General features: G+C 62.2%; 17 protein-coding genes. 6 read left to right on the top strand and 11 right to left on the bottom strand.

What is annotated here, in order from left to right:
• Positions 1-56 precede the first annotated feature (56 nt).
• Positions 57-770, top strand: coding sequence for a TetR/AcrR family transcriptional regulator (locus tag ABX74_RS01520; RefSeq protein WP_020968216.1), 714 nt, complete (start codon positions 57-59; stop codon positions 768-770).
• On the opposite strand, the gene ABX74_RS01515 is transcribed toward ABX74_RS01520, so the two are convergent.
• From ABX74_RS01515 to ABX74_RS01500, 4 genes are all read right to left on the bottom strand, one after another.
• Complete coding sequence (locus ABX74_RS01515; protein ID WP_047888074.1) at positions 757-2,229, bottom strand: MFS transporter; 1,473 nt, start codon at positions 2,227-2,229, stop codon at positions 757-759. The two genes, ABX74_RS01520 and ABX74_RS01515, sit on opposite strands and share 14 nt — an antisense overlap.
• 86 nt (positions 2,230-2,315) lie before the next feature.
• A complete protein-coding gene (locus tag ABX74_RS01510) occupies positions 2,316-2,885 on the bottom strand; it encodes a TetR/AcrR family transcriptional regulator (RefSeq protein WP_007731538.1) in 570 nt (189 codons plus the stop codon).
• The gene (gene recR / locus ABX74_RS01505) at positions 2,885-3,505 is read right to left on the bottom strand and encodes a recombination mediator RecR (RefSeq protein ID WP_003943917.1); all 621 of its coding nucleotides are present in this window, start codon (positions 3,503-3,505) and stop codon (positions 2,885-2,887) included. Before recR ends, ABX74_RS01510 begins: the two co-directional genes overlap by 1 nt.
• Positions 3,506-3,517: 12 nt before the next feature.
• Positions 3,518-3,856, bottom strand: coding sequence for a YbaB/EbfC family nucleoid-associated protein (locus ABX74_RS01500; protein WP_003943929.1), 339 nt, complete (start codon positions 3,854-3,856; stop codon positions 3,518-3,520).
• A 109-nt stretch (positions 3,857-3,965) separates the two neighbouring features.
• On the opposite strand from ABX74_RS01500, the gene ABX74_RS01495 reads away from it, so the two are divergent.
• The 3 genes from ABX74_RS01495 to ABX74_RS01485 all read left to right on the top strand — a co-directional run bounded on the left by ABX74_RS01495 (position 3,966) and on the right by ABX74_RS01485 (position 6,658).
• Positions 3,966-4,766: an Rv3717 family N-acetylmuramoyl-L-alanine amidase gene (locus tag ABX74_RS01495; RefSeq protein ID WP_047888073.1), complete on the top strand. Its 801-nt coding sequence runs from the start codon at positions 3,966-3,968 to the stop codon at positions 4,764-4,766.
• 84 nt (positions 4,767-4,850) lie between these two features.
• A complete protein-coding gene (locus ABX74_RS01490; protein ID WP_047888072.1) occupies positions 4,851-5,147 on the top strand; it encodes a hypothetical protein in 297 nt (98 codons plus the stop codon).
• Positions 5,147-6,658, top strand: coding sequence for an alpha/beta hydrolase (locus tag ABX74_RS01485; protein WP_047888071.1), 1,512 nt, complete (start codon positions 5,147-5,149; stop codon positions 6,656-6,658). Before ABX74_RS01490 ends, ABX74_RS01485 begins: the two co-directional genes overlap by 1 nt.
• Positions 6,659-6,712: 54 nt before the next feature.
• On the opposite strand, the gene ABX74_RS01480 is transcribed toward ABX74_RS01485, so the two are convergent.
• Positions 6,713-7,147: an SRPBCC family protein gene (locus ABX74_RS01480; RefSeq protein ID WP_047888070.1), complete on the bottom strand. Its 435-nt coding sequence runs from the start codon at positions 7,145-7,147 to the stop codon at positions 6,713-6,715.
• A gap of 338 nt (positions 7,148-7,485) precedes the next feature.
• Here ABX74_RS01480 and ABX74_RS01475 point away from each other — a divergent pair, with 338 nt between their 5' ends.
• Positions 7,486-8,889, top strand: coding sequence for an FAD-binding oxidoreductase (locus tag ABX74_RS01475; protein WP_047888069.1), 1,404 nt, complete (start codon positions 7,486-7,488; stop codon positions 8,887-8,889).
• Positions 8,886-10,187, top strand: coding sequence for a class I SAM-dependent methyltransferase (locus tag ABX74_RS01470; protein ID WP_003943932.1), 1,302 nt, complete (start codon positions 8,886-8,888; stop codon positions 10,185-10,187). The genes ABX74_RS01475 and ABX74_RS01470 overlap by 4 nt, the downstream gene beginning before the upstream one ends.
• Positions 10,188-10,210: 23 nt before the next feature.
• Here the strand turns inward: ABX74_RS01470 and ABX74_RS01465 are convergent, their stop codons facing one another.
• The 6 genes from ABX74_RS01465 to ABX74_RS01440 form a co-directional block, all read right to left on the bottom strand.
• Positions 10,211-11,263, bottom strand: a complete 1,053-nt coding sequence (locus tag ABX74_RS01465) for a hypothetical protein (RefSeq protein ID WP_047888068.1) — start codon at positions 11,261-11,263, stop codon at positions 10,211-10,213.
• Between the two features lie 108 nt (positions 11,264-11,371).
• Positions 11,372-13,513, bottom strand: coding sequence for a 3-hydroxyacyl-CoA dehydrogenase NAD-binding domain-containing protein (locus ABX74_RS01460; RefSeq protein WP_003943799.1), 2,142 nt, complete (start codon positions 13,511-13,513; stop codon positions 11,372-11,374).
• Between the two features lie 45 nt (positions 13,514-13,558).
• Positions 13,559-14,773, bottom strand: coding sequence for an acetyl-CoA C-acetyltransferase (locus ABX74_RS01455; protein WP_003943886.1), 1,215 nt, complete (start codon positions 14,771-14,773; stop codon positions 13,559-13,561).
• Positions 14,774-14,995: 222 nt separating this feature from the next.
• Entirely contained in the window at positions 14,996-16,843 is a 1,848-nt protein-coding gene (locus tag ABX74_RS01450) for a multicopper oxidase domain-containing protein (RefSeq protein WP_047888067.1), read from the bottom strand.
• Positions 16,844-16,931: 88 nt separating this feature from the next.
• Positions 16,932-18,518, bottom strand: a complete 1,587-nt coding sequence (locus ABX74_RS01445) for a hypothetical protein (protein ID WP_047888066.1) — start codon at positions 18,516-18,518, stop codon at positions 16,932-16,934.
• A complete protein-coding gene (locus ABX74_RS01440; protein WP_047888065.1) occupies positions 18,515-24,634 on the bottom strand; it encodes a type I polyketide synthase in 6,120 nt (2,039 codons plus the stop codon). Before ABX74_RS01440 ends, ABX74_RS01445 begins: the two co-directional genes overlap by 4 nt.
• Positions 24,635-24,858 lie beyond the last annotated feature (224 nt).

Raw genomic sequence — 24,858 nt, 5'->3', positions numbered from 1 at the left:
CCGTGAACGAAAGTTGAGCAAGCGCTTGATTTTGAAGCTAGCATAGGAATCCGGAAGTGGAAACACGCGATCTCACCGACGAATTGGTTCGAGCCGGAGCCATCAGGCAGGATTGCGCTACGTTCGACGCCGGCAGCCCGGCACCCGCGAAACCCTGCCCTGAGCAGGACCGACAACCAGTGGAGATTTCAGTGGCATCACCAGATCGTCGGGAGAAGATCCTGGAGAGCTCAGCCGAGCTGTTCGCCAGGAAGGGTGTCGCCACCACGACCGTTCGCGAGATCGGCGACGCCGCTGGAGTGTTCTCGGGCAGCCTTTACCACTACTTCAAGTCGAAGAATGCGATAGTCGCCGAGCTCATGCGCGGCTTCATCACCGACATTCAACTCCGCTTCGATCAGGTGGAGAAGACGGCGAACGACCCCGAGGACGTCCTACGCGGCCTGATCCGCGAGACCCTGGTCGTCATCGAACTGCACCCGCACCCGACGGCGATCTACCAGAACGATCGGGCATATCTACGCGACAACGATCTCCTGCAATCCGTCGACGGGCCTTCCCGCCAAGTCCGCGAGCACTGGATGAAAGCGATCGCCGAAGGCGTCGATCAGGGAATCTTCCGCAAAGACGTGGCCCCGGAGATTTTCTATCGATCAGTACGAGACACCCTGTGGTCGACCACGCATTGGCCGGACCGCCAGAAGTACACCACCGAAGAGTTCGCGGATCTGATGATCACACTCTTCCTCTCGGGATTCAGGGTCGCCTGACGAGATCCGGCAGGTCCAGATGTTTCGGGGTTCGCCCCTGCGGCAACAGGATCGACACTACGAACACGACCACGGCGCAGCCCGCGCACACCAGATAGGCGACGGAGAATCCGGTCCACGACGTGGAATGTTCCGAACCGCTGATCACGAACGCGGCGAGGATCGTTGCCACCGTCGCGCTGCAGATCGTGCTTCCGGACGTCCGCAGAAGTGAGTTCACCCCGTTGGCTGCCGCCAGTCGCTGTCGAGGCACGGCAACCAGAATCAGCAGCGAGAGCGTGCTGTAGACGATGGCGGTCCCGACTGCTGTGATACCCAGTGCTGCAACCACTCCCCACAGCGGCTTACCGGCAACGGCGTGAATCCCGTACCCGCCGGCGAGGAACACGGCACCGGTCAACATCGCGGTCCGTGAACCGAAGCGGTCGGTGATCCGCACCGCAACCGGTGAGAACAGCACCATCGCGATACTCGCCGGAATCTGGCAGAGCGCTGCTGCGATGATCGACAGGCCGTACCCGGCGCCCGGCCCCTTCATCCCCTGGAGGAGTTGTGTAGTGATCAGTGTGTTCCCGAAAAATGCGAACCCGACCAGCAGAGCCGCCAGATGCGGGATCAACACCGCACGCTTCACGAGAGCACGGACGTCGACCAGCGGATTGACGTTGCGCCGCTGTTGAATTACCCAGAGCGTGAACAGCACCGCCGACGCGGCCAGCATGGAGATCACCGCTCCGCTGGTCCATCCCCAACTCGATCCCTGAGTGATCGGCACGAGCAGAGCGATCATCGCGGCGCTCAGACCGACAGCCCCGACGCCGTCGAATCTTCCCGACGGATTCGGCTCGGACTCTCGAATGAACAGCACCGCAGCAAGAGTCACGGACAGTCCGATGGCGGTGGTTACCCAGAACAGGACGTGCCAGTTCGAGTACTGCGCGATCATCGCAGAAAACGGTATGCCCAAAGCGGTTCCGACGCCGAGCGTCGAACTCATCATGGCCACTGCGCCATTGACCTTGCTGCGTGGCAATTCGTCACGCAGCATGGAGATTCCGATGGGGATGACCGCCGACCCGGCTCCCTGCAACGCTCTCGCGAAGATGAGGACAGCGATGTCCGACGACAGCGCACACAACATCGAGCCGAGAGTCATCATCGAGAAGGCAACCAGAAGCATCTTCTTCTTGCCGAACATGTCGGCGAGCCGGCCAAAAATGGGAGTGACGACGGCGCCGACCAGCAGCGTTACGGTCACCAGCCAGGACACGGCCGTGCGTCCAGCGCCGGTGAAGTGCGGCAACTCCGGCAGCAGTGGAACGATGACCGTCTGCAGAACAGCCTGGAACACGGCGGCGGCGACAACGATGGGGAAGAGAAAGCGGGAGCGCGACTGCGCGAGACTCGCGTCGGGGGTGGTGGCTGCAGGCGTGCCCGGCGGACGGTCGAGCGTCGTCACCCCACACCGCCTGTCCCCACTTGGTAAATATCCGTTCACCTACATTAGGTGAACGGATATTTACCAAGCAAGAATTGTGATGCCGCTCACCCGTCGAGCAGCTTTTGGACAAGTGGTGCGTACAGCGCAACCACTTCGTCCTGGGTGCCGGTGGCATGGCCGGCCATCATCCGTCGGCGCATGATCGCCACTCCAACCACCATCGACATCGCCAGTTCCGCGCGCAATCTCGCGTCGGGGCCGGACAGGCGAGCGGCGAGGGTGTCGATCATCTGCGTCGAATAGTTCTCGCGCAGCTTGCGGTTGCTCTCTTCACTGACGCCGCTCATGAACAACAAGCTCATGGACAGCGGCTTGTACGACTCCAACGGCTTGGTGAACAGCGAGACCATGCGCTCGCCGAGCGAGTCATTCGGGGCGTCGAAGACCGTGACCGCCGCTGCCCGGAAGTCGACCAACTCGTCGTACAACTGCTCTTTGGAACCGAAGTACTTGATGATCAGAGGAGCGCTGACGCCTGCGTCTTCGGCGATGTCCTTGAGCGTGATTTCGCGGTACGGCCGAGTCGCGAATGCTTTCCCGGCCGACGCGATGATCTGCGCACGCGTCTGCTCCGACGTACGACGCACCTGCTGACCTTGCTCCGTGCCGCTCATCAAGCGTTCCGCGACAATTCACGACGGCCGGACAATGCCCGACCCAGCGTCAACTCGTCTGCGAATTCGAGATCGCCACCCATCGGAAGACCCGAGGCCAACCGAGACACCGTCAGCCCCGGAATGTCTCGCATCATGCGAACGAGATAGGTGGCTGTCGCCTCACCCTCCGTGTTGGGGTCGGTGGCGATGATGACCTCGGACACGTCGACGCCGTCCTCCTGATTTGCGATGCGAGCCAACAACTCCCGGATACGCAACTGGTCAGGCCCGATCCCCGAGAGCGGATTGAGCGCACCGCCGAGCACGTGGTAGCGACCCTTGAACTCACGGGTGCGCTCGACAGCCTGGACGTCCTTCGGTTCCTCCACGACGCAGATCACCGTGCGATCGCGACGTGCGTCGGCGCAGATGCGGCACTTCTCCTGATCGGACACAGTTCCGCACACCGTGCAGAACTGAACGCCGTCACGGATGCGCTGCAATGCATTTTTCAAACGGTCGATCTCGGGAGGCTCCACGGAGAGCAGGTGAAAAGCGATGCGTTGAGCGCTCTTCGGCCCGACTCCGGGAAGCTTCCCGAGTTCGTCGATCAGATCCTGAACCGGACCTTCGTACACGCGTTCTCGTTTCTAGAAGCCGGGGAGACCGGGAAGGCCTCCGCCGAGTCCGCCGGCCAACGGGCCGAGCTTCTCAGCAGCGACTTCCTGTGCTTTGCGCGAAGCGTCCTCGATCGCGCCGATCACCAGATCCTGTAGCGTCTCGACGTCTTCAGGGTCGACGACCTTGGGATCGATCTGCAGACCAACAACCTCGCCGGTGCCCTTGACCGTGGCGACAACCAGTCCGCCACCGGCCTGACCGGTCACTTCGGCCTGAGCCATTTCCTGCTGCGCCGCCATCAATTGCTGCTGCATCTGCTGAGCCTGAGCCAACAGAGCAGACATGTCGGGTGCTCCACCTGGTTGCACGAGCGGTCCTTTCTACAGAGTTATCCCCACCAGCGTAGTCGGTGCGCGCTACCGTGAGCGGGTGCGCCGGAACCAGTCAGACACCGTAAAACCGTCAGGTAGGTCAAACATGGCATCACGTGTGTTCCGCTCCACTGCCCTGATCGCCGTGGTCGGGGCTGGGCTTCTGAGCGCTGCGTGCACGATTCCGACCGAGACTGCCGAGGCCACGACTTCGGTCGAGGTGTCTCCGCTGAGCACTGTCGCCGCTGACGTCCCCGCTGCGCTCACCGGCAAGGTCGTCTTCCTCGATCCCGGGCACAGCGGGGCGAACGACGACAGCATCAACACCCAGGTCCCCACGGGCCGCGGCGGCACCAAGAACTGCCAGACCACCGGCACCAACACCGATGCCGGGTTCCCCGAGCACACCTTCAACTGGGAAGTCGCGAGCCTGGTCAAGAGCGAGCTCGAAGGACAAGGCGCGACTGTCGTCCTGAGTCGACCCGATGACGTCAGCGTCGGATCATGCGTCGACGCACGTGCCGAAGCTGCCAATTCCTCCGGCGCCGACGTAGTGGTGAGCATTCACGCGGACGGCGCAGCGGCCGGGGCCGAGGGCTTCCACGTCTGCTACTCCGCGCCCCCGCTGAATACGGTGCAGGCCGGCCCGTCCGTCGCCTTTGCCGAAACCATGCGCGACTCACTCGTCACCGCCGGGCTCACCCCGTCGACCTACATCGGTGACGACGGGTTGGCGCCACGCGCCGATCTGACAGGACTCAATCTTTCGCAGCGGCCGTCGATTCTGGTCGAACTCGGCAACATGCGAAATGCCGACGAGGCAGCGCGCATGACCAGCCCGGACGGTCAGCAGGAGTATGCAACCGCCGTCACCAGCGGAGTCACCGCCTTCCTGACAACCCCCTGACCTGGCTTCTGTGGAGAAATTCCGCTTGTCCACAGGAAAGTCGGCACCGCCCCGCTAGCCAGCTCACCTGGATACGGTTCTGCCATGGGGCCGATACTTCAGGTAGATTTCGCTGCTCTGCAGCAACTTTCAGCTGATCTGTCTCGAATTGCGGATCAGATCTCGGGGATCGATTCCGCCGGCCCGATTTTCGAAGCCGCGGCGGCCCTGAATTCGTCCGCTGTCGCGGCGGTGTCGACTGGGAATGCCGGCGTCATCGCCGACGCGTACCGGCACCTGGCTACGCAATTGGGACTCATGGCGTCGGGAACCGCTGCCGCAGCACGTCTGTACGACGCTGCCGAGGGCGAAGTGGTGTCCGAACTGCGCGGAACCTACTGATGCAGTCCACCATCTCTCAGCTTCGAACGTGGTCACCGGAGAAATTGCGCACGAGCGCTTCGGAACTGATCGACATCGACCGGCAGATCGAAGCTCTCGGCAATGACGCCGGACGCAGCATCGACGGCGTCCGCGAATTCTGGCAGGGACAAGCGTCGAGCGCGGCGGCAGTGCAGTGGTCTGGCATCTCGCTTTCCTCGTCGCGGCTGTCGATTGCGGTTCGCGTAGTTGCGGATCTGTATGGCGGAGCGGCCAATACGATCGGGGCGGCGCGAAAATCAGTTCTGGACCTGGTCGAGGAGGCGACTCTCGAACACGGCTTGACGGTGTCAGACGGTGGAGCTGTATCGGCGCCTGAGACGAAGCAGCCGTGGAATCTGGCCGACGTCATGCAAGAATCCGAAAACGCCACGGCTGCAGAGATTTTTCAGCAGAGGATCTCCACTGCATTGACGGCACTCGACGATGAAGACAACCGGGCCGCGACTGCTCTGGGTGAGGCATTCCGGGAGATCGGATCACTCCTTGGCAATCAGACTGATCGCCTCAACCGCACTGTCGTCGACATCATCGATGGGAGGTCGACACTCCCCGGGACACCAACGGAGTTACACCGACTGTGGGAATCGCTCACTCCCAACGAGAAAGACGCGTTGGCGAGGTGGGATCCGTCCATCGGTAGCCGCGACGGCCTTCCCGCTCTAGACCGGGACTACTACAACCGGCGGTACCTCTCTGCGCTCGAGCAGTTGCCGGATCGAACGGTAGCTGCCGGATACACGGCCGTGCGCGGCGAACTGCGACCGGACACGTTCCTTCTCTCGGTCACGGATGGGCACGCCGTAGTGGCAGTCGGTGATCCCGATGCCGCCGACAACGTCGCAACACTGGTTCCCGGAACCGGCTCCGGGCTGTCGGGCGTCGGCGGAGATCTGCAACGAACCAAGGCCATGTACGACGCGGCGGTCGCGGCGGCGCCAACGGAAGCCACATCAGTGATCCTGTGGTCCGGATACGACGCTCCCCCAGGCATTCCCGATGCAGCCTCGGATCGGTACGCCAACTCCGCGGCGCCGAGGCTGGACAGCTTCCAGGACGGGTTACGAACCTCGCATGACGGTCAGCCGTCGCACAACGTGGTGATCGGTCATTCCTACGGCAGCACCGTCGTCGGTGCTGCGACTACCCGTGGCGCTTCTCTCGACGTCGACGAACTGGTTTTTGTCGCAAGCCCGGGCGTCGATGTCGAGCGCGTGAACGAACTGAGCCTGGACGGCGTCGACTCGGACGAGGTGGCGCGCCATGTTCATTCGACGACGGCCTTCTGGGATCCGGTCCAATTGATCCCCAAGATCCTCGGACTCCACGGGTTCGACCCGTCGGATCCGGAATTCGGCGCGCAGATATTCGCCGGATCACCCGGGCAGCCTGGGTTCGGAGTTCACAGCGACTACTGGGAAAGCGGAAACCCCGCACTCACCGAATTGGCGCGGATCATTACCGGCCCATGAAAGAAGGCGCCGTACCGGTGAAGGTACGACGCCATCTCGGTGATGCAGGATCAGTTAGACGAGTTCGCGCTTGAGGTTGTCCAGGACCTGGGCCTGGATGCGCTGCAGACCCTTCGGGGCGAACGTGCGCTCGAAGAAACCGCCGATACCGGTGGCACCCTGCCACTGGGTGAGCGTCGTCACCGTCGTTCCGGTGCCGTTGGGGGCAACGGTCCAGGTGGTGACGAGACTGGAGTTCGCGTCCTTCTCGGTGATGACGTTGCCGTCGATCGTAACGGTGGCCTTGACGTTGCGCGAGCGCTTTTCCGTCGCCTTCAGCGTCCACTGCGCGACGGTGCCGTCACCCTGGCCGCCTTCGACGACCTTGTAGTCGAGGTACTGCTCGGACAGGATCCGCGGGCGAACCGTCTCGTAGTCCGCGAGCGCCGCGAGCACCTTGTCGGGTGCTGCTGTGACGACTATCGAACTCATTGCATTGACCTGACCCATATGCCCTACGTCTCCTTGCTCGACCAACGCGGCTCGATACCGCGAATGACTACCCGAATCCGCACCTCGAACTGCGCAGATATTCCTTTCCATACTGCCTGCTGCGCCCGGGTATCTCGACCATCTACCCATTCCGTGTGAGCTGGTTCACCACTCGGAGCATTTACCGAGTTCGATTGCAACAACTCGATCAAATTCGGGCATTAATACCCCTCCGGATAGCTTGCACACGCAACTACCGATAGCGTCAGGGTGTGACTCTCTCGTTCAATGGGGTAGTTCAGAAGTTAGATCGAATCCGGACAAAGCAAGGCCCGGGTTCCGATGCTGCGCGTGAAATGGGGTTCGAGCAGCACAGAGAAGGCGTCGAACGCCTACTCGCGTCATACCGCGCCATTCCCGCCGATGCTTCTGTACGCCTGGCAAAGAAGACATCCAATCTGTTCCGCGCTCGCGCCAAGACGTCGGCCCCCGGCCTCGACGTCAGCGGTCTGGCAGGTGTCATCGCCGTCGATGCGCAGGCGCGCACAGCCGACGTCGCCGGCATGTGCACCTACGAAGACCTCGTCGACGCGACACTGCCCTACGGTCTGGCGCCACTGGTCGTACCTCAACTCAAGACCATCACCCTGGGCGGTGCGGTGACGGGCCTGGGCATCGAGTCCACCTCGTTCCGCAACGGCCTGCCACACGAGTCGGTGCTCGAAATCGACGTTTTGACCGGGAGCGGCGAGATCATCACCGCTACGCCGGACGGCGAACACGCCGAACTGTTCTTCGGTTTCCCCAATTCCTACGGCACACTTGGCTATTCGACGCGATTGAAGATCGCACTCGAACCCGTCAAGAAGTACGTCGCCCTGCGTCACGTGCGCTTCGATTCGTTGAAGAAGCTCGAAGAAACAATGGATCGCATCGTCACCGACCGCGAGTACGACGGGATCGCCGTCGACTATCTCGACGGGGTGGTCTTCACCGATTCCGAGAGCTACCTCACACTCGGCGTACAAACCGACGAGGAAGGCCCGGTCAGCGATTACACCGACCAGGACATCTTCTACCGGTCGATCCAGCATCCGTCACTCACACAGCCCAAGACGGATCGCTTGACCATTCGGGACTACCTGTGGCGCTGGGACACCGACTGGTTCTGGTGCTCACGGGCTTTCGGTGCACAGAACCCGAAGATTCGACGCTTCTGGCCCAAGCAGTACCTGCGCAGCAGCTTCTACTGGAAGCTGATCGCCCTCGACCACAAGTACGACATCGGAGATCGCCTCGAAAAGCGCAAGGGCAAGCCCCCGCGCGAACGCGTCGTCCAGGACGTCGAGGTACCCATCGAACGAACCGCGGACTTCGTCTCTTGGTTCCTCGAGGAAATTCCGATCGAACCATTGTGGTTGTGCCCGTTGCGTCTTCGTGAGCCCAGCCCGGCCGCTGCCTCAGCTTCTCGGCCGTGGCCCCTCTACCCCCTCGAACCCAAGCGCACCTACGTCAACATCGGCTTCTGGTCTTCGGTGCCGATCGTTCCCGGCGAGCGCGAGGGGGCAGCAAATCGACTGATCGAAGAAAAGGTCAGCGATTTCGACGGACACAAATCGCTCTACTCCGACTCCTACTACTCGAAGGAAGACTTCGAGGAGCTGTACTACGGCGGCGACCGGTACATCGGACTCAAGGAACGCTACGACCCGAAATCCCGTTTATTGGATCTATTCTCTAAGGCGGTGCAACGTAAATGACCACGTTCAAAGACTCCAAAAGCCAGGACAAGCTCTCTATTGCCGAGATTCTCGAGACGCTTTCCGACGGCATGCTGCCGCTTCGATTCACCGCGTACGACGGCAGCACCGCCGGCCCCGAAGATGCCGACTACGGACTGCACCTCAAGTCGACTCGCGGAACCACTTATCTCGCAACGGCGCCCGGCGATCTCGGCATGGCCCGCGCGTACGTCTCCGGCGATCTCGAAGCCGAGGGTGTTCACCCTGGTGATCCGTACGAGATCCTGCGCATCATGGGTGACGAACTCCACCTCAAGCGCCCGTCGGCACTGACACTCGCCAGCATCACCCGCTCACTTGGCTGGGATCTGTTGCGGCCCATCGCCCCGCCGCCCCAGGAACACCTTCCTCGCTGGCGTCGCGTCGCAGAAGGACTGCGTCACTCCAAGACTCGTGACGCCGAAGTCATCCATCACCATTACGACGTCTCCAACACCTTCTACGAGTACGTCCTCGGCCCGTCCATGACGTACACCTGTGCCGCCTACGACAATGCGGAACAGACGCTCGAAGAAGCCCAGGAGAACAAGTACCGCCTGGTGTTCGAGAAGCTCGGACTCCAGAAGGGCGATCGACTTCTCGACATCGGTTGCGGCTGGGGCTCGATGGTTCGCTACGCGGCCCGACGCGGCGTCAAGGTGATCGGCGTGACTCTCTCACGCGAGCAAGCGGATTGGGCACAGAAGGCCATCGAGGACGAGGGCCTCGCCGATCTCGCCCAGGTCCGTTTCTCCGACTACCGCGACGTGGCCGAAACCGGATTCGACGCAGTGTCCTCCATCGGCCTGACCGAGCACATCGGCGTCGGAAACTACCCGGCGTACTTCGAGTTCCTCAAGGGCAAGCTGCGTGAAGGTGGGCGTCTGCTCAACCACTGCATCACCCGTCCGGACAACCGAAGCAGTGCCAAGGCAGGCGGATTCATCGACCGGTACGTCTTCCCCGACGGGGAGCTCACCGGTTCGGGTCGCATCATCTCCGAGATCCAGAACGTCGGTCTCGAGGTGCGCCACGAGGAGAACCTGCGCGAGCACTACGCACTGACGCTCGCCGGATGGTGCCAGAACCTCGTCGACAACTGGGACGCCTGCGTCGCCGAGGTCGGCGAGGGAACCGCACGCGTCTGGGGCCTGTACATGGCCGGCTCACGACTCGGGTTCGAGCGCAATGTCGTTCAGCTGCACCAGGTTCTGGCCGTCAAGCTAGGCCCCAAGGGTGAGGCGCATGTGCCGCTTCGCCCGTGGTGGAAGGCCTAGGGAGCTCCGCTCCCTGTGAGTGGTTAAGGAGTCTCTGCACTCCTTAACCACTCACAGGCCCCGCAGGGGTTCTCCCCTCTTCTCTCCCAACCTCCCCGCCGCAAGACCGTCTCCACCTCGTGCGCAACCTGGCACGGGGTCTTCATCACCTCGTCGAATCCGTAGACCAACCGCGGACGACCTGCCAGCTCTGCCGCGTTGTCACGACGGCGATCACGGAATGCCACCTCGGCCATGGAATGCGCCCACCGACCGTCGAGACGCACGATCAGCGGCACACCCACTTCGCTGTAATCGCAGTCCTCGTACAGCGTGCGGCCGTCGACGCGGACCGGTGACTGGCGTCTGGCCGACGGCAACCCGTGCGCCTGCTCCACGTCGACCGCATAGTGATATTCGAGAGTCGATTGCACCCCGTCTGCCAAAAGCTTCACCGCACTTTCGAGGGCCTTCCGGTATCTACGGGGTGAGCGCTCCTCCATGCGTCGGCGGATGTCCGTCAAGCGGATGCGGCCGTTGGTGACTGTGGTGATGAGGCTGACATAGGCCTCGCGCGGAGTCGGTTCTGCGACGGCCAGATCGAGTGCTGTATCAGCCTTGCCGGTGCGCGGCATCTGCGCGTCGACGCCGATGTGACGATGAGCCCTCGAACGGTGGACCACAACGCCGGGATGGAGGACAGCGCCGATCAGGGGTGACGGATGTCGGTCGGCGCCGAGGCCACGAACGAAAGTGGCGGCCTGAGAGATCGCAGACTTCCCGTACGGAACGGTGATATGCACGGGTGCAGTGCCATCCGGCCGACGCATCGACCATTCCTCAGCGGCGGTGTGATGGCTGAGCATCGACGACCCGCCGCCGTACAAGAGCGCGGCCTCGAGTACGGCATACCTGGTCAATGGGCCCGTGGTGACGGAGTAGACGCCGCGAAGAACAGTTTGCCAGCGTCCGACCTCAACTCGTTGTTTCACGCGAGAGCGAGGAAATCCGATGGTGTGAAGTTGGGTGTGAGTGACCAGTCCGTGCTGAGCATCGACGACGGTCTGCAATGCATCGATTTCTGTATGTGAAGGCATACGACGAGCCTGCAAATACATACAGAAGGATTTCGCCGAGAAAACCAATCTGTGGATAAAGCTGTGCGCGGTTAGGAAGTGTTGAGACTCCCTAACCGCGCACGGGGGCTATGCCCCTAGCGAAGCCGGCGGGGTGAACCGCGGGCCGTACTGCGCAGCGAGTTCCTTTGCGCGAGCGACGAAGCCGGCCGTGCCGCCCTCGTATCCGACGATGAACTGGTGAACGCCACCGGTCCAGGCCGGGAATCCGATGCCCATGATGGAGCCGATGTTGGCGTCCGCCGTGGTGATCAGGACGTTCTCGTCGAAGCACTTCTGCGTCTCGATCGCCTCGATGAACAGCATGCGGTCGATGAGGTCCTGGATCGGAGCATCGGAGGTTCCGGAGTTGAAGTTCTCGCGGAGTCCGGACCACAGGCCGGTGCGCTTGCCCTCGGCGTAATCGTAGAAGCCCGCTCCACCGAGCTTGCCCTTACGATCGAACTTCTCGACGAGGGTGTTGATGACCTCGCCGGCCGGATCTGCCGGCAGTTCCTTGCCCTCGGCCTTGGCGGCGTCGGCAGATTCCTTGCGGATCTTCTGCATGAGGGTGAGGTTGAGCTCATCCGAAAGCTGAAGCGGCGCAGCCGGGTAACCGGCCTGCATACCGGCCTGCTCGATGGTGGCAGGCTCGACGCCCTCGGCGAGCATGCCGATGGCCTCGTTGATGAAGGTGCCGATGACACGCGAGGTGAAGAAGCCGCGCGAGTCGTTGACCACGATCGGCGTCTTGCGGATCGCCTGGACGTAGTCGAACACGCGAGCCAGAGTCTCGTCGGAAGTCTTCTCACCGCGGATGATCTCCACCAGCGGCATCTTGTCGACGGGCGAGAAGAAGTGGATGCCGATGAAGTCTTCCTGACGCTTCACGCCGGTGGCGAGACCCGTGATGGGCAGCGTCGAGGTGTTCGAGCCCAGCAGTGCCTTGGGATCGACGATGTCCTCGATCTCCTGGAACACCTTGTGCTTGAGTTCCTGGCTCTCGAAGACCGCTTCGATGACGAAGTCGACGCCGGCGAAATCTGCCGGGTCAGCCGTCGGGGTGATCTTGGCGAGGAGTGCGTCGGACTTCTCCTGCGTGGTCTTGCCGCGCGAGAGTGCCTTGGCCTCAATGCCTTCGGCGTACGCCTTGCCCTTGTTGGCAGCCTCGATGCTGACGTCCTTGAGGACGACGTCGAAGCCGGCCTTCGCGGAGACGTACGCGATGCCCGCGCCCATCATGCCCGCGCCGAGGACGCCGACCTTCTTGATGGTGGACTTCTCGATGCCTGCCGGACGTGAACCGCCGCCGTTGATCGACTGCAGGTCGAAGAAGAACGCCTGAATCATGTTCTTCGCGACGCGGCCGGTCACCAGCGAGGTGAAGTAGCGAGCCTCGATGAGGAGCGCGTTGTCGATGTCGACCTGCGAGCCTTCGACGGCTGCGGCCATGATGGCGCGCGGAGCCGGCATCGGAGCGCCCTTGAGCTGCTTACGCAGGTTCGCGGGGAACGCCGGAAGGTTGGCAGCGAATGCCGGGGTGGACGGGGTTCCGCCAGGGATCTTGTAGCCCTTGACATCCCACGGCTGAACGCCGCCTTCGGGGTTGGCCTTGATCCATGCCTTCGCAGCCGGAACCAGTTCTTCTACCGAGCCGACGACCTCGTCGATGAGGCCGACTTCCTTGGCCTGAACGGGTCCACGCTGCTGCCCCTGGAGCAGGACGCCCATGAGCGCGTTCTGCAGACCGAGCATCCGCACGGTGCGCACGACGCCGCCGCCGCCGGGCAGCAGGCCGAGGGTGACCTCGGGCAGGCCGATCTTGACGCCCTTGACGTCTGCCGCGATGCGGTGGTGGGTCGCGAGAGCGATCTCGAGGCCGCCGCCGAGCGCCGCGCCGTTGATGGCGGCGACTACCGGCTTGCCGAGAGTTTCGAGGCGACGCAGGTCTGCCTTGATCTCGACGCTGTGGTTGTAGATCTCCTCGGCCTGCTCGGGGCCGACCTTGATCATGTTCTTGAGGTCGCCACCGGCGAAGAAGGTCTTCTTGCCTGAGGTGATGACGGCACCGGTGATGGAATCCTTCTCGGCGACCAGACGGTCGACGGTGGCCTTCATCGACGCGATGTACGCGTCGTTCATGGTGTTTGCGCCCTGGTTGGGATCGTTGATGGTGAGCACGACGATGCCGTCGGCGTCCTGGTCCCAGTTGATGATGTTCTGATCAGTCACTTTGCTTGACTCCTGGTAAGCCTCGTTGGAAGGACGGACGCCGCGTCAGACGCGCTCGATGATGGTGGCAACGCCCATACCGCCGCCGATGCACAGGGTGATGAGGGCGCGCTTGCCGCCACGACGCTCGAGCTCGTCGACCATCGTTCCGGTGATCATCGCGCCGGTTGCACCGAGCGGGTGACCCATGGCGATCGCGCCACCGTTGACGTTGAGCTTCTCGTCCGGGATGTTCAGGTCCTTCTGGAACTTCAGGACGACGGAAGCGAATGCCTCGTTGATCTCGAAGAGGTCGATGTCGTCGACCGTCAGGCCGGCAGCTGCCAGAACCTTCTTCGACGCCGGCGTCGGGCCGGTGAGCATGATGGTGGAGTCGGCGCCGCTGGTGGCGGTGGCGACGACGCGAGCGCGCGGCGTCAGACCCATGTCCTTGCCGGCCTGCTCGCTACCGACGAGCACGAGGGCAGCGCCGTCGACGATTCCCGAGCTGTTGCCGCCGTGGTGAACGTGGTTGATCTTCTCGACCCAGTGGTACTTCTGCAGCGATACGGCGTCGAATCCGCCGATTTCACCGATCACACCGAACGCGGAAGCCAGGCCGGCAAGGTTTTCGGCCGTGGTGCCCGGACGCATGTGCTCGTCGTTGTCGAGGATGGTGATGCCGTTGATGTCCTTGACCGGCACTACCGACTTGGCGAAGTATCCGCCGGTCCACGCCTTGGCGGCGAGGTCCTGCGAGCGCACGGCGTATGCATCGACGTCGTCACGCGAGAAGCCCTCGATGGTGGCGATGAGGTCTGCGCCGACGCCCTGCGGCACGAAGTAGTTGTCGTAGTTGGTGGCGGGGTCGAGCGCCCACGGTCCACCGTCGGATCCCATCGGAACGCGGGACATCGACTCGACGCCACCGGCGATCACCAGTTCGTCCCAGCCGGACCGAACCTTCTGAGCTGCCATGTTGACGGCTTCGAGGCCGGAAGCGCAGAAACGGTTGAGCTGAACGCCGCCGACGGTGTCCGGCAGTCCCGCATCGTTGACTGCAACGCGGGCGATGTCCATTCCCTGATCGCCAACGGGGGTGACGACGCCCAGGATGAGGTCGGAGATCCGATCCTCGTCGAGGTCGGGAAAGCGCACGCGCAGTTCCTGGATCAGACCCGTGACCAGCGAGATCGGCTTGACCGAGTGCAACGACCCGGTCTTCTTGCCGCGGCCTCGCGGGGTACGGATGGCTTCATAAATGAATGCCTCTGTGGTCACTGTGAGGTGTTCCTTCCGTGTAATTCGTCGAACCGGTCTGCAGATCGTCCGCGCCGCCTTCGGTGGTGGCGCATGGCCGAGGTACAGACCTCAGCCCTTTCACTGTAGAACGTGTTCCAAATTCATGGGAAGGACCGAAGCGATCCTGCTAGGTGACCGAGGTGATCCGACGCGCGAACGCCTGCCCGCTTCGGTTCATTTCGAGAGCGCCCCCGGAAGCACTCACGGCACGATGCGATACGGCAACATCATGTCGTGATCTTCGTGATCGAGTAGATGGCAATGCCACACGTATCCCTGGAGCCGACCGGTGTTACTCGCGTCGTGGTTGCTCATGCCGTGATGCCCGTTTCCCTGATGCGCCTGATCACCGCCCGTCATCCCACCGCCCGTCATCACAGCGCTCGGAAGACGATCGAACATCGCGTCGGGATCGAAACCCAGCTCATCCTCGGTGGGGAATCGCACGATGATCCGGGTGACAGTGCCGCCGTCCACCCTGACGGTGTCCTTCATCCCCGCTTCCCACGGCGCCGGCGCGATCATCGGCCCCGCCTCGAACCCGTCGGGCGACGGAGTCCACTTGTTGCCGATCACCGGCTGCGGATGGCGGATCAAGTACTCCAGCGTCCGCATCGGTGTCCTGCCGAGAATCCGGAAATTCACCAGGTGCAGGTGTATCGGATGCGGGTCCGGCGTGGTGTTGACGATGTTCCACTGCTCGACGGTGCCTTGCCGCGGCCTCTCGACGTCCGTGGTGCTGAACGTCAGGTTGTTCAGCGTCATCTGAGCCGGTGGATTCCGCAGTTCCAGTTGCTGGCTCACTGTCACCGTACGAATTACCGTCGGCTGCTCCAACGGGGCGAGAACGTCACGTTGTCGGCGCCCACCGCGCAGTTGCGACGGAACACCACCGGTGAATCCGCGCCTGGAGTCGCCGCGGAACCGGCAGAACAGCGGCATAGTCACTTCACCGATGACAGCAGCGGGCAGCGGGGGCGCCTCGTCGTTGCGAAGCTCCACCGTCGAACCCTCCGACAGTCCGGTGAAATCGACGAGGAGGTCGTACCGCTCCCCCGGTGCGCAGCGGAAGGCATTGACCGCGACGGGTGCGTCGAGCATTCCGGCGTCGTTGCCGATGACCCAGAACGTCATCATGTTCGAGAAGTGAAGATTCCACACACTTGCCGACGACGCATTGACGATGCGGAAGCGGTAAAGGCCCCGAGCCACAGACAGTTCCGGCCACACCTTGCCGTTGACCAAGCCGACGTCGCCCACCGCGCCGCCTTCCCACGATCCTTCCGGGATCAAGATGGTGGATCGGCCGTTCTGGGCGCCGGTCGGCGTGAAGATCTTCTCCTGCAGGATCAACGGGATCTCGAATTCCTCGGCCGGCAACCCCAACGGATTTCCCAGTTTGCCGGTGTCGAATTCATCCCTGATCAGATAGTTGCCGATCAGACCGGCGTAGACGTTGAGCCGGGTAATGCCCATCGCATGATCGTGATACCAGAGGTGGGCGGCTTCCTGACCGTGCGAAAAGTGATGCATCGCAGCCTGTCCCGGCATCACCAGCAGTTCCGGGTGGCCGTCGCTCTCAGGTGAAGTGACTCCACCGTGCAAGTGCAACGACGTCGGCGGGTTCGCACGAAAGTCGGCCTGCATTCCGTGCAGCGTCATATCCATGTCCGCTGCCAACGGATGTCCGGTCAGATCGTTCTCGAACGTCAACATGATCGACTCGCCGGAATGCGCCTCGACGGTCGGGCCCAGATAACCGCCACCGATCTCTCCGCTGCGGTACGACAGTGCCGGGGACGATGGAAAGTCCCGATGAAAGGCATGTTGCCCCACTTGCGCTGTCAGCGTGATCTCGTTTCCGGAAAGCGTCGACAACGAGGGTAGTTCGTCACAAAACGGCTCGAACTCCGGCGAATGAAAAATCAACGGCGACTCGATGTCCGCGCTCCCGGTTGGAACAGCACTTGCCTTTGCACCCAATGCAACCGCCACCGTGCCGACTGCCGACCCCTTCAGAACCGACCTTCTCGAAACCCCGATACCCATACATTCCCCTCCCCATCGAAACGGGTTGCGTTCTCCGGCAAGGAAAACGCAACCCGTCTCTCCACTTCGATCTCGGAAAATCCCCCGTCTACTTTCCGTCGATCGCCTCCAGCACCGAATCGATCAGTGACTGCGGAAGTTTCGACGGCGGAGAGATTTCCAGTTCCCCCGGAGCGCCCGGCATCGTCCAGACAGTTCTGTGCCGAGCGATCGCGAGCTTCTCCCGTGATCCGTCCTCATTGACCTTGAAGTACTCGAACTCGAGGTCGATCCCCCTCTCGTAGAGGGCAGCCAAGGACATCGTGACCAGGACGTCGTCGAACGGCATGACCTCGCGCAGATGCTCAACCCTGGTGTGCACACAACGCAGTTCCCCGAGAGCGCCTCTGGCCGCCATGGCCTCACGCTGAGAACGGGCGAGGAACTTGTCCCGAACCCTCGACTGCCAGATGTAATAGTTTCCGAAGTAGATGTTGCCCACGACGTTTCCGTCCTGCATCGTCGTAGAGAACACCTCGGATTCGAGCAGGTACGGATTGCGCGGCACCATCGGAGCCGAGCGGATCAAGGAACCACGATCGACGTCCTTCGGTTGTGTGGGGACAGCGATGTTCTTCGCCCCCGTCGGAATCGTCATCGGCTCGATGAAATCGTGGAAGTACTGCGGCATCGGCCGTGCCGCCACCACACCGTGGGAGAGGATTTCCACCCACGTCGTCTGCATCGCACTCCACCCGATGTGAGTGCGCGTCTCGCCGTCGACCCGGCACCATTCGACATGCAGATTGGTGGTTGCCCGATCCGGACCGGTGAGCTCGGTGATCCAGATCGTCCCCTCGACAATGTCGTCGGTGTACAGGTTCGCATCGATGAACACCTCGGAGTTGTTGGTCACCATGCCCCAACGGCCCGTCGCCATGTCCTCCACGATCTGCTTCGAGATCGGTCCGGTTCCCCTCTCTCGCAAAGCGCCCAACCACAGCGCGAAGCTCGCGAACCCCACTGATCCACCGACGTTGCACGCGTCCCGGAACCCGACGGGGAACCGGATCGACACCGCCGGATAGCCGCTTCGGGCCACCACATGCACGTCGGAGCCGTAGGCCATCGGGTCGAACTGCGCGAGAGACTTCGCCGACAACGGGCCGGTGTCGAACTGTGGTGCCGGGTCCTGCGCCGGTTCTTCCGCATCCGCCTCGTCCGAAACACGCTCTTCGGCATCCGCCTCATCGGTCACGAAAGCGAGAATCCGCTCCTCGTTGTCCGTCAACAGAGCCGGAAAGGTCAGAACCACCACGCTTCCCTCTGCGCCGCCGCGGAAGGTCACTGCGTCGTCCTCCCTGGCGCCCATCGCCAGAGAAACCGACATCTGCCCCGTGGCCTTTCGGATCGCCTCGGCCGCCGCCCACAGCCTGGTGCCCGCACGATCGAGTGATTCGCCGCCTGCGATCAACTCGTCGAGCAGCGGAATCCGCGCCGAACCCAGAAGCGCCTTCCACTGCACGACGGTTCGGGAGCGAATCGGTTCGATGTCACACCCCTGAGGCCAGTCGCCGGCCGAACTGAGTGACTTGCTGCCGTCGTGCGAGAGCGAGACATCCACAGAGGGTGGAATATCACCGACAACGACGGGCTTTCCGGTTTCCTGCCATTCGATGGCAAAGGCATTACTCATTTGATCACCACATCCTCATCGAGATGAATGTTCACGGCCGCCTCGGCGATCGGTTTCTCCTGCTCGTGGCGTTCCGACTTGGTCAACTCGTGAATCCCCGGGGTGTGCGCGACCACAACCCGCGGGCTCTTCACTCCCAACGCCCGGCTGTGTTGCGCGAGCTTGTCGAGAATGATCTGTGCGTCGCGCGCAGTCGGATCCGCGATTTCCTCAGCCGTAGGACGGCTTTCGTCGTGGGAGAGAATCTGGGAGCGATATCCCTCGAGCTGCATCACCACTCGTCCGTCCTTCACCACCGCCACGTCGGCTTGCATGTGGGTCTCTGTCTGCACCTTGTCGTAGGCGTACGCGGTGAACGAACGAGCCTCGAATCGTCCGTCGTACATGTCGATTCGCGCAATGTTGACCGGAAGGCAGATCTCCCGCGGAACCATGATCTGGCCCGATTGGAGCAGGGAATCGAGGAAATACGGATCACCGAGGAGGTGCTGCTTACGGTCGGCTCGCGAAATAGCGCTGAAGAGAATGTGCTCGGAATCGAGGCTCGAGATCTCTTCGAGTCGGCGGAAATCGCCCTCCTGGAACAGCAACCACGAGTAGAGGTCGTCCAACGGATCGATGTCGAGCACAGGTCGCGGCAACTCCTTCTCGAACTCCGGCAGTGATTCGTCCAGCCCGAAGATGAAGTCGGCCGAGAAATGGGGCCGCCCGTACCCGGTCCGTTCGGTGCCGATCGTGACATGCACCCGCGTTCCTGCGGCATCACGATCCTGCTCCACGACGCTTGCCTTGATCTCGACTCTGGTGCCCTCGACGGTGTCGACGACGATCGGTCGATCCAGTTTGATGTCGTCGATGCGGACGCGACCCAGGGTCACGCGTCCGGTGACATACGCCGCCGCCTGCGACATCGCCTCGAGCCCGAACACCGTCGGAAGCAGCGCCGATCCCTTCCAGACATGATCGAGGACAAAGGGATCCGCCGAGGTGGACAACGTCGTCCGGGTCACCAGTTCTACCTGCGGCTCGAATGTCACCACTTGGTCGATGTAGCGCGACACCGCCGGCAGAGCCGGTGCTGCCGGCGCCCAGGTGTCGAGACCGCCGAGTCGACTGGTCACGACGATACGACTCGCCTCGGGTCCGCTGTCGACCAGGCGAAGGAAATGATCCACTCCCGCAGCCGTCGAAATCGGCATGACACCCATCTTCGCGAGGTGGTTGACACTGCCCATGCGGGCGCCCATCCCGGTCTCTCCCCACACGCTGTACGCGAGCGAGAACGTCCGAGTCTTCGGGTGCCCGGCGGCATACCGCACCACCATTTCGTCGAGAAGCTCGTTTCCGTATGCATACCAGCTGTTTCCGGGCATACCTGTGAATCCGATGATGGAAGAGAAGCCCACGAACAGCTTCAAGTCACGATCAGCGAGCGCTTCGACGAAGTTGGCTGCGCCCAGGACCTTAGGTGCAACCTCCTTGAAAGCCGCAGCGCTGTCGACTCTCTCGAACCGCCGCGGAACATTTGCCCCCGCACCGTGTACAAACCCGGTGATCGGCCCCACCTCGACCTCGATCTGGGCGACGACGCCGGCCACCGCCGCGGCATCCGTGACGTTGCAGCGATAGTAGTGAGCGCTCAAACCGGCAGACGTGAAGTCCGCAAGAGTGGAGGCGATTTCGTCGCCCGCTTGTCGCTGAGAGCTTCCGATCAGCACCAGTTCGGCGCCGGTCTTTCGACCGAGGGCCAGAGCACATTGGGCCATGATGCCTTTCGCGCCACCGGTCACGACCACGACATCCGAACTTCCCAATCCGCTTTCGCGGACGGTGTAGTCGTTGGAGGCGAGAACCCGCGGTTGCAGTGCCGTGCGTCCCATCTCGGCGTCGTAAGTCGCGAACACATAGGGTGCAACCGAATCCAACTCGGAGACGACAGTGGCTGCCACCTCCGCGTCCGCAGTCGAGCCGTCGAATCCTATGACGCGCACATCCAGTTCGGGGCGCTCGTGATGCACCGAAGCGGCGAAAGCCGCCACACTCGGCACCGGCGCTGGATTGCTCAACTCGACATCGGTGAACTGAACCACTGCCAATGTGGTTCGCGCGCCTCCACTTTGCTGCGCCGGAACTATTTTGTACATGTGTTCGATCCCACGGCGCAAGCCGATTTCGGTGACGGAATCATCGGTCACGCGCGGCATGACGGCAACCACGTGGTGTGCATTCGCAGTAGTGCTGTCGGAGAATGTGCGAATGTCGACCTGAGCGCCACGACCTCGAAGTTCGGATTCCAACTTTCCGACCAAACCGGCGTCGTCACCGATGACGACAAACGTCGTGTCCGTGAGGTCTCGGACTCCGTGCAACGCTGTCTCGCTCCGAACCTTTTCCAGGGTGTAATCACGAACCCAGGTGAAGCTGTCGGCTGATATACCCTTTGCCTTCGCCGGCAGCGCCCGCGCAGCCGGCTGCTGCTGCCCCGACTTCTCCTTCGCGGACCGATCGAGCACTTCGATCAGTTCACCCAGGCTGACGTTGACGAGTTCGGCCGGATCCAGGTCACCCTGAACACCCAACCGTGTTGCCACCGTGGCGATTGCATCGGCGGCCTTGATCGAGTCCATGTTCAGGTCGTCCAGAAGGTGGAGGTCGACGTCGAGAGACTCCACCGGAAATCCGGTGTCCTCCGCGATTACCTCGAGCAGTATTCGCGACACGTCCGACTGCGCCGAACTCGCTGCTGGAACGTCAGAACCGGGATGCGGTGATGCCGCAAGGATCAGCGATGCTGCTTCTCCGATAGTGGCGTTGGCCAACTCGGCAGGGTCGAGGTCGACAACCTCGAACTGATGTGCAACCTTCGAAATAGCCTCTGCCGCACTGATCGAGTCGAGATTCAGATCATCGAGCAGACGCAGATCCGTCGTGATCGACTCGGCGGGGAATCCCGTCGTATCGGCGAGGATCCTGATCAGCTCACTTTCCACGGACCCGGCGCCCGCAACAGCCGGCTCTTCGACTACCGGAGCCGAAACCGGCGAAGGAGCTTTCGCTGCTACAGATTCGTGGCCGTTGGTGACTGCCCGCGAAGTCGGAGCAGATGGAGCAGATGGAGAAGACGGAGAAGTCGCTCCACTGCCTACATCCGCGCGAATGACGTCGACGAGGAAGGTCCCGCGTCGGCTCAGGTAATCGGCCAGCGCCGCAGCCGGATCCCCGCCGGACGTACCAAGTGCGAGCGGTTCGGGAGCAGAGGTAACCGTCAGCTTCGCCTCGGCCAGGTTCTCGATGAACACCTTCTGATCGGCAGGAACGAATTCGCGCACGAACCGGCCGTCGAAAAGTTCGTTCCAGCGGACCTGAGCGCCGTGTACGTACATCGCGGCCAGTGCGACGTTGAAGTCCTCGTCGCGTCCGGACTTGGACGCAACGGGGAAGCAGCGCACGCCGTCGGTCCCATTGATCGCCTTGGTGAGCCCGGTCAGCACACGGCCGGGTCCGACCTCGACGAGCAGGTCCACTTCCTGCGAGATCCCACTTACCGTCTTGACCCAGTCAACCGGTGAGACAACCTGTTTGGTGACCAGTTCGCGAAGTGCCAGTGGCGTCTGTACGCGTTCCCCTTCGACGCAGGAATACACGGGGCAAGTCAACGAATCGACTTGCTCGTCAACGGGCGCAGTGGACTTCAGCTCCCGTTCGGCCTCGTTCATCATCTCGGAGTGGAAAGCATTCGACACGGCAAGCGCCTGAGCCGACACTCCGCGGGTCTTCGCGATGGCAACCACATCGTCGACCGCGTCTTTGGTACCCGAAACCACACTCTGCGTGGGCGTATTCAGATTCGCGACGGTCGCGTAACCCTTTGCCTCCGCGATGATCGCCTCAGCCGTCGATCGGTCGCAGGTCAGGCTCGCCATTGCGCCGTTTCCACCACCACTGACAGCCATGGCCGCACCCTTCGCCGCAGCCAAGGTGATCAGCGTCTTCTGGTCGTAAGCTCCGGCCGCGTAGAGCGCAGTCAACTCCCCGAGACTGTGGCCGGCGACAGCACTGGGTGTGACACCCAATCGGCGGAGGTACTCGAACCAGAGCAGCGACGCCAAGGCGACGGCGGGCTGGGTGAACTGTGTTTGGGCGAGGTCCCGCTTCCACTTCGCCAATTCCGCAGCGTCTGCGCTCTTGACCGGGTTCCGCAGAATCCGCGGCGTGATCGCCTCCGCTCCAACTCCCTCCAACCAGCCGTCCGCCTTGGTCGCCAGTTCGCGCGCCCACTCGAAGCGCTCGATCAGCACGCGAGCCATCTCGAGTTGTTGGGATCCCTGTCCAGGGAACAGGAATCCGATGTCGTGGCGGACGCTGTTCGAAATCGAGATCTCGTTGCTCACCACCTTGACCTGGCCGGAAGCTGGAGCGGAGTTCTCGCAGATCACGGCAAGCTGACGCATGCGTTCGGCCAACTGCGCGGGACGTCCGGCCACCACTGCGGCACGGAAGGGCGCGGTCGGCGAGATCACTCGCGAGAGTTTCGCCGAAAAGTCCAGCAGCTCCGCAACACTCAACGGAACCGCCAGATCTGCAACATCCCGCGCTCGGGTCGCCAAGTCCACCGCGGAATCTGCAGAGAGTACAAATACCTCGGTGTCCTGATACGACGCCATCATCGTGCGGACGTCTTGCGAGGGTGTCAGCTTGCTGGACGGTGCATCAGCCGATTCGATCGCGACGTGGCAGTTGATACCGCCGAAACCCATGGCTTGCGCACCGGCACGCATCTTCTCCGACGGATCTCTGATCTCGCCGTTGACAAGCGGAAAGAGTGCCGGTGCTTCGGTTCCGAACGCCGGGTTCGGGTCGGTGCAACCGGCGAGCGGCGGAAGGATTCGTTGATTGACGGCCATGGTCGCCTTGATCAGCGCAAGGATGCCCGACGCCGCCTTCGTGTGCCCGATCAGCGACTTCAGTGAGGTCATGCCGATGCTACGAGCCTCGACTGGTCCGTCCGTCTGCGCGGCCTGCTGGACGCCGGCCAATTCGACAGGGTCCCCGACGGGAGTACCAGTTCCGTGTCCTTCGACAAAGGCAACCTCGCTGGCCGCGAATCCCGCTCCCGAGTATGCGCGACGGATCATTTCGGCCTGAGTTTCGGCGCGGGGCTTGGTAATTCCACCCTTGCCATCGGTAGAGATGCCCCAGCCGCGAATCGTCGCGTACACGTAGTCGCCGTCCGCCCTGGCGTCCTCGAGTCGTTTCAAGGCCACGAATCCGCAACCTTCACCCGGGATGAATCCGCTTCGGCTTGCGTCGTACACGTTCATGTCGCCGCGTGTCAGTGCACCCAAACGGGCGAATCCCACCAGTTCCAAAGGATCCAGGCTGACGTCGACTCCACCTGCCAATACGAAGTCGGCCGCGCCGGACGCCAGCTTTTCGGCTGCAGTCGCCACCGCGAGCATTCCGGACGCGCACGCACCGTCCACGACGTACCCGCCGCCGTTGAAGTCGAGGTAATTGCAGATACGGCCGGCGATCGTATTCGACAACATGCCGGCCAGAGTGTCTTCACTCGGCTCCACCAACGGGCCTTTGTAGACCTCTTCCATCGTCTCGGCGAGAGCATCGGCGACGGAACTGTCCAACTGGCGCGCTTCGGCTGCCACAGCGAGTGCGCGCTTGACGTAAGGCCAACGCAAACGCATCGACCACATCCGGGATTCTTCACCGGTGAGGGAGTTGCCGACGATTGCGGCGCTGCGTCCAGTTGGCACCGATCCTCGGCTGTAGCCCGCGTCCGTCAAAGCCCCGAGTGCTGTTTCCAGCGCCAACCAGTGTGTGAGATCTGTCGACTTGAAGGTTCGCTCCGGTATCCGGCGACCGACCCAGTCGAATTCGAAACCGTCCATGAACGCGCCGCGGTCGGCGTATGTCTTGTCGACGTCGTCAGGGCTCGCGCTCCAGTAGTCGTCGAGCGACATCCGCGACTCGGGAAACTTTCGGAATTGCATCCGTCGCGCGAGGACGTTCTCCCAAAATCCTTGCAGATCATGGGCACCGGGAGACCACATGCTCATCCCGACTATCGCGATCGCGGGATTAGTTGAATCTTCAGTCATCTTACACTTCCTATTTTCGCGCGCATCCACGGGAGACTCAATCGACCGAAGACTAACCACGCGTTCAGCCGTGTGTAAAACGCAGATTCACCTCAAGGCATAAACAAATAACAAAGGTCGTTCAGCTCCGTGAACATGTGTCAGCAATTTGACAGCAATCGATAGTTAGCTGTAACTCGGAGTTACTTATTTGCTTCGTCGCCGGTCAAGCAGTGGTTTGAACA

Source organism: Rhodococcus sp. ARP2, assembly GCF_001029585.1.
GTDB lineage: Bacteria > Actinomycetota > Actinomycetes > Mycobacteriales > Mycobacteriaceae > Rhodococcus_F > Rhodococcus_F erythropolis.
Note: the sequence above shows the minus strand (reverse complement) of the source record. Positions and strands in the feature narration are given on the sequence as shown.

Coding starts and splice junctions, on each gene's coding strand:
- ABX74_RS01445 (WP_047888066.1), bottom strand. CDS start 18,518: ATGAGTAATGCCTTTGCCATCGAATGGCAGGAAACCGGAAAGCCCGTC.
- ABX74_RS01485 (WP_047888071.1), top strand. CDS start 5,147: ATGCAGTCCACCATCTCTCAGCTTCGAACGTGGTCACCGGAGAAATTG.
- ABX74_RS01495 (WP_047888073.1), top strand. CDS start 3,966: ATGGCATCACGTGTGTTCCGCTCCACTGCCCTGATCGCCGTGGTCGGG.
- ABX74_RS01470 (WP_003943932.1), top strand. CDS start 8,886: ATGACCACGTTCAAAGACTCCAAAAGCCAGGACAAGCTCTCTATTGCC.
- ABX74_RS01440 (WP_047888065.1), bottom strand. CDS start 24,634: ATGACTGAAGATTCAACTAATCCCGCGATCGCGATAGTCGGGATGAGC.
- ABX74_RS01480 (WP_047888070.1), bottom strand. CDS start 7,147: ATGGGTCAGGTCAATGCAATGAGTTCGATAGTCGTCACAGCAGCACCC.
- ABX74_RS01490 (WP_047888072.1), top strand. CDS start 4,851: ATGGGGCCGATACTTCAGGTAGATTTCGCTGCTCTGCAGCAACTTTCA.
- ABX74_RS01450 (WP_047888067.1), bottom strand. CDS start 16,843: ATGGGTATCGGGGTTTCGAGAAGGTCGGTTCTGAAGGGGTCGGCAGTC.
- ABX74_RS01465 (WP_047888068.1), bottom strand. CDS start 11,263: ATGCCTTCACATACAGAAATCGATGCATTGCAGACCGTCGTCGATGCT.
- ABX74_RS01510 (WP_007731538.1), bottom strand. CDS start 2,885: ATGAGCGGCACGGAGCAAGGTCAGCAGGTGCGTCGTACGTCGGAGCAG.
- ABX74_RS01475 (WP_047888069.1), top strand. CDS start 7,486: ATGGGGTTCGAGCAGCACAGAGAAGGCGTCGAACGCCTACTCGCGTCA.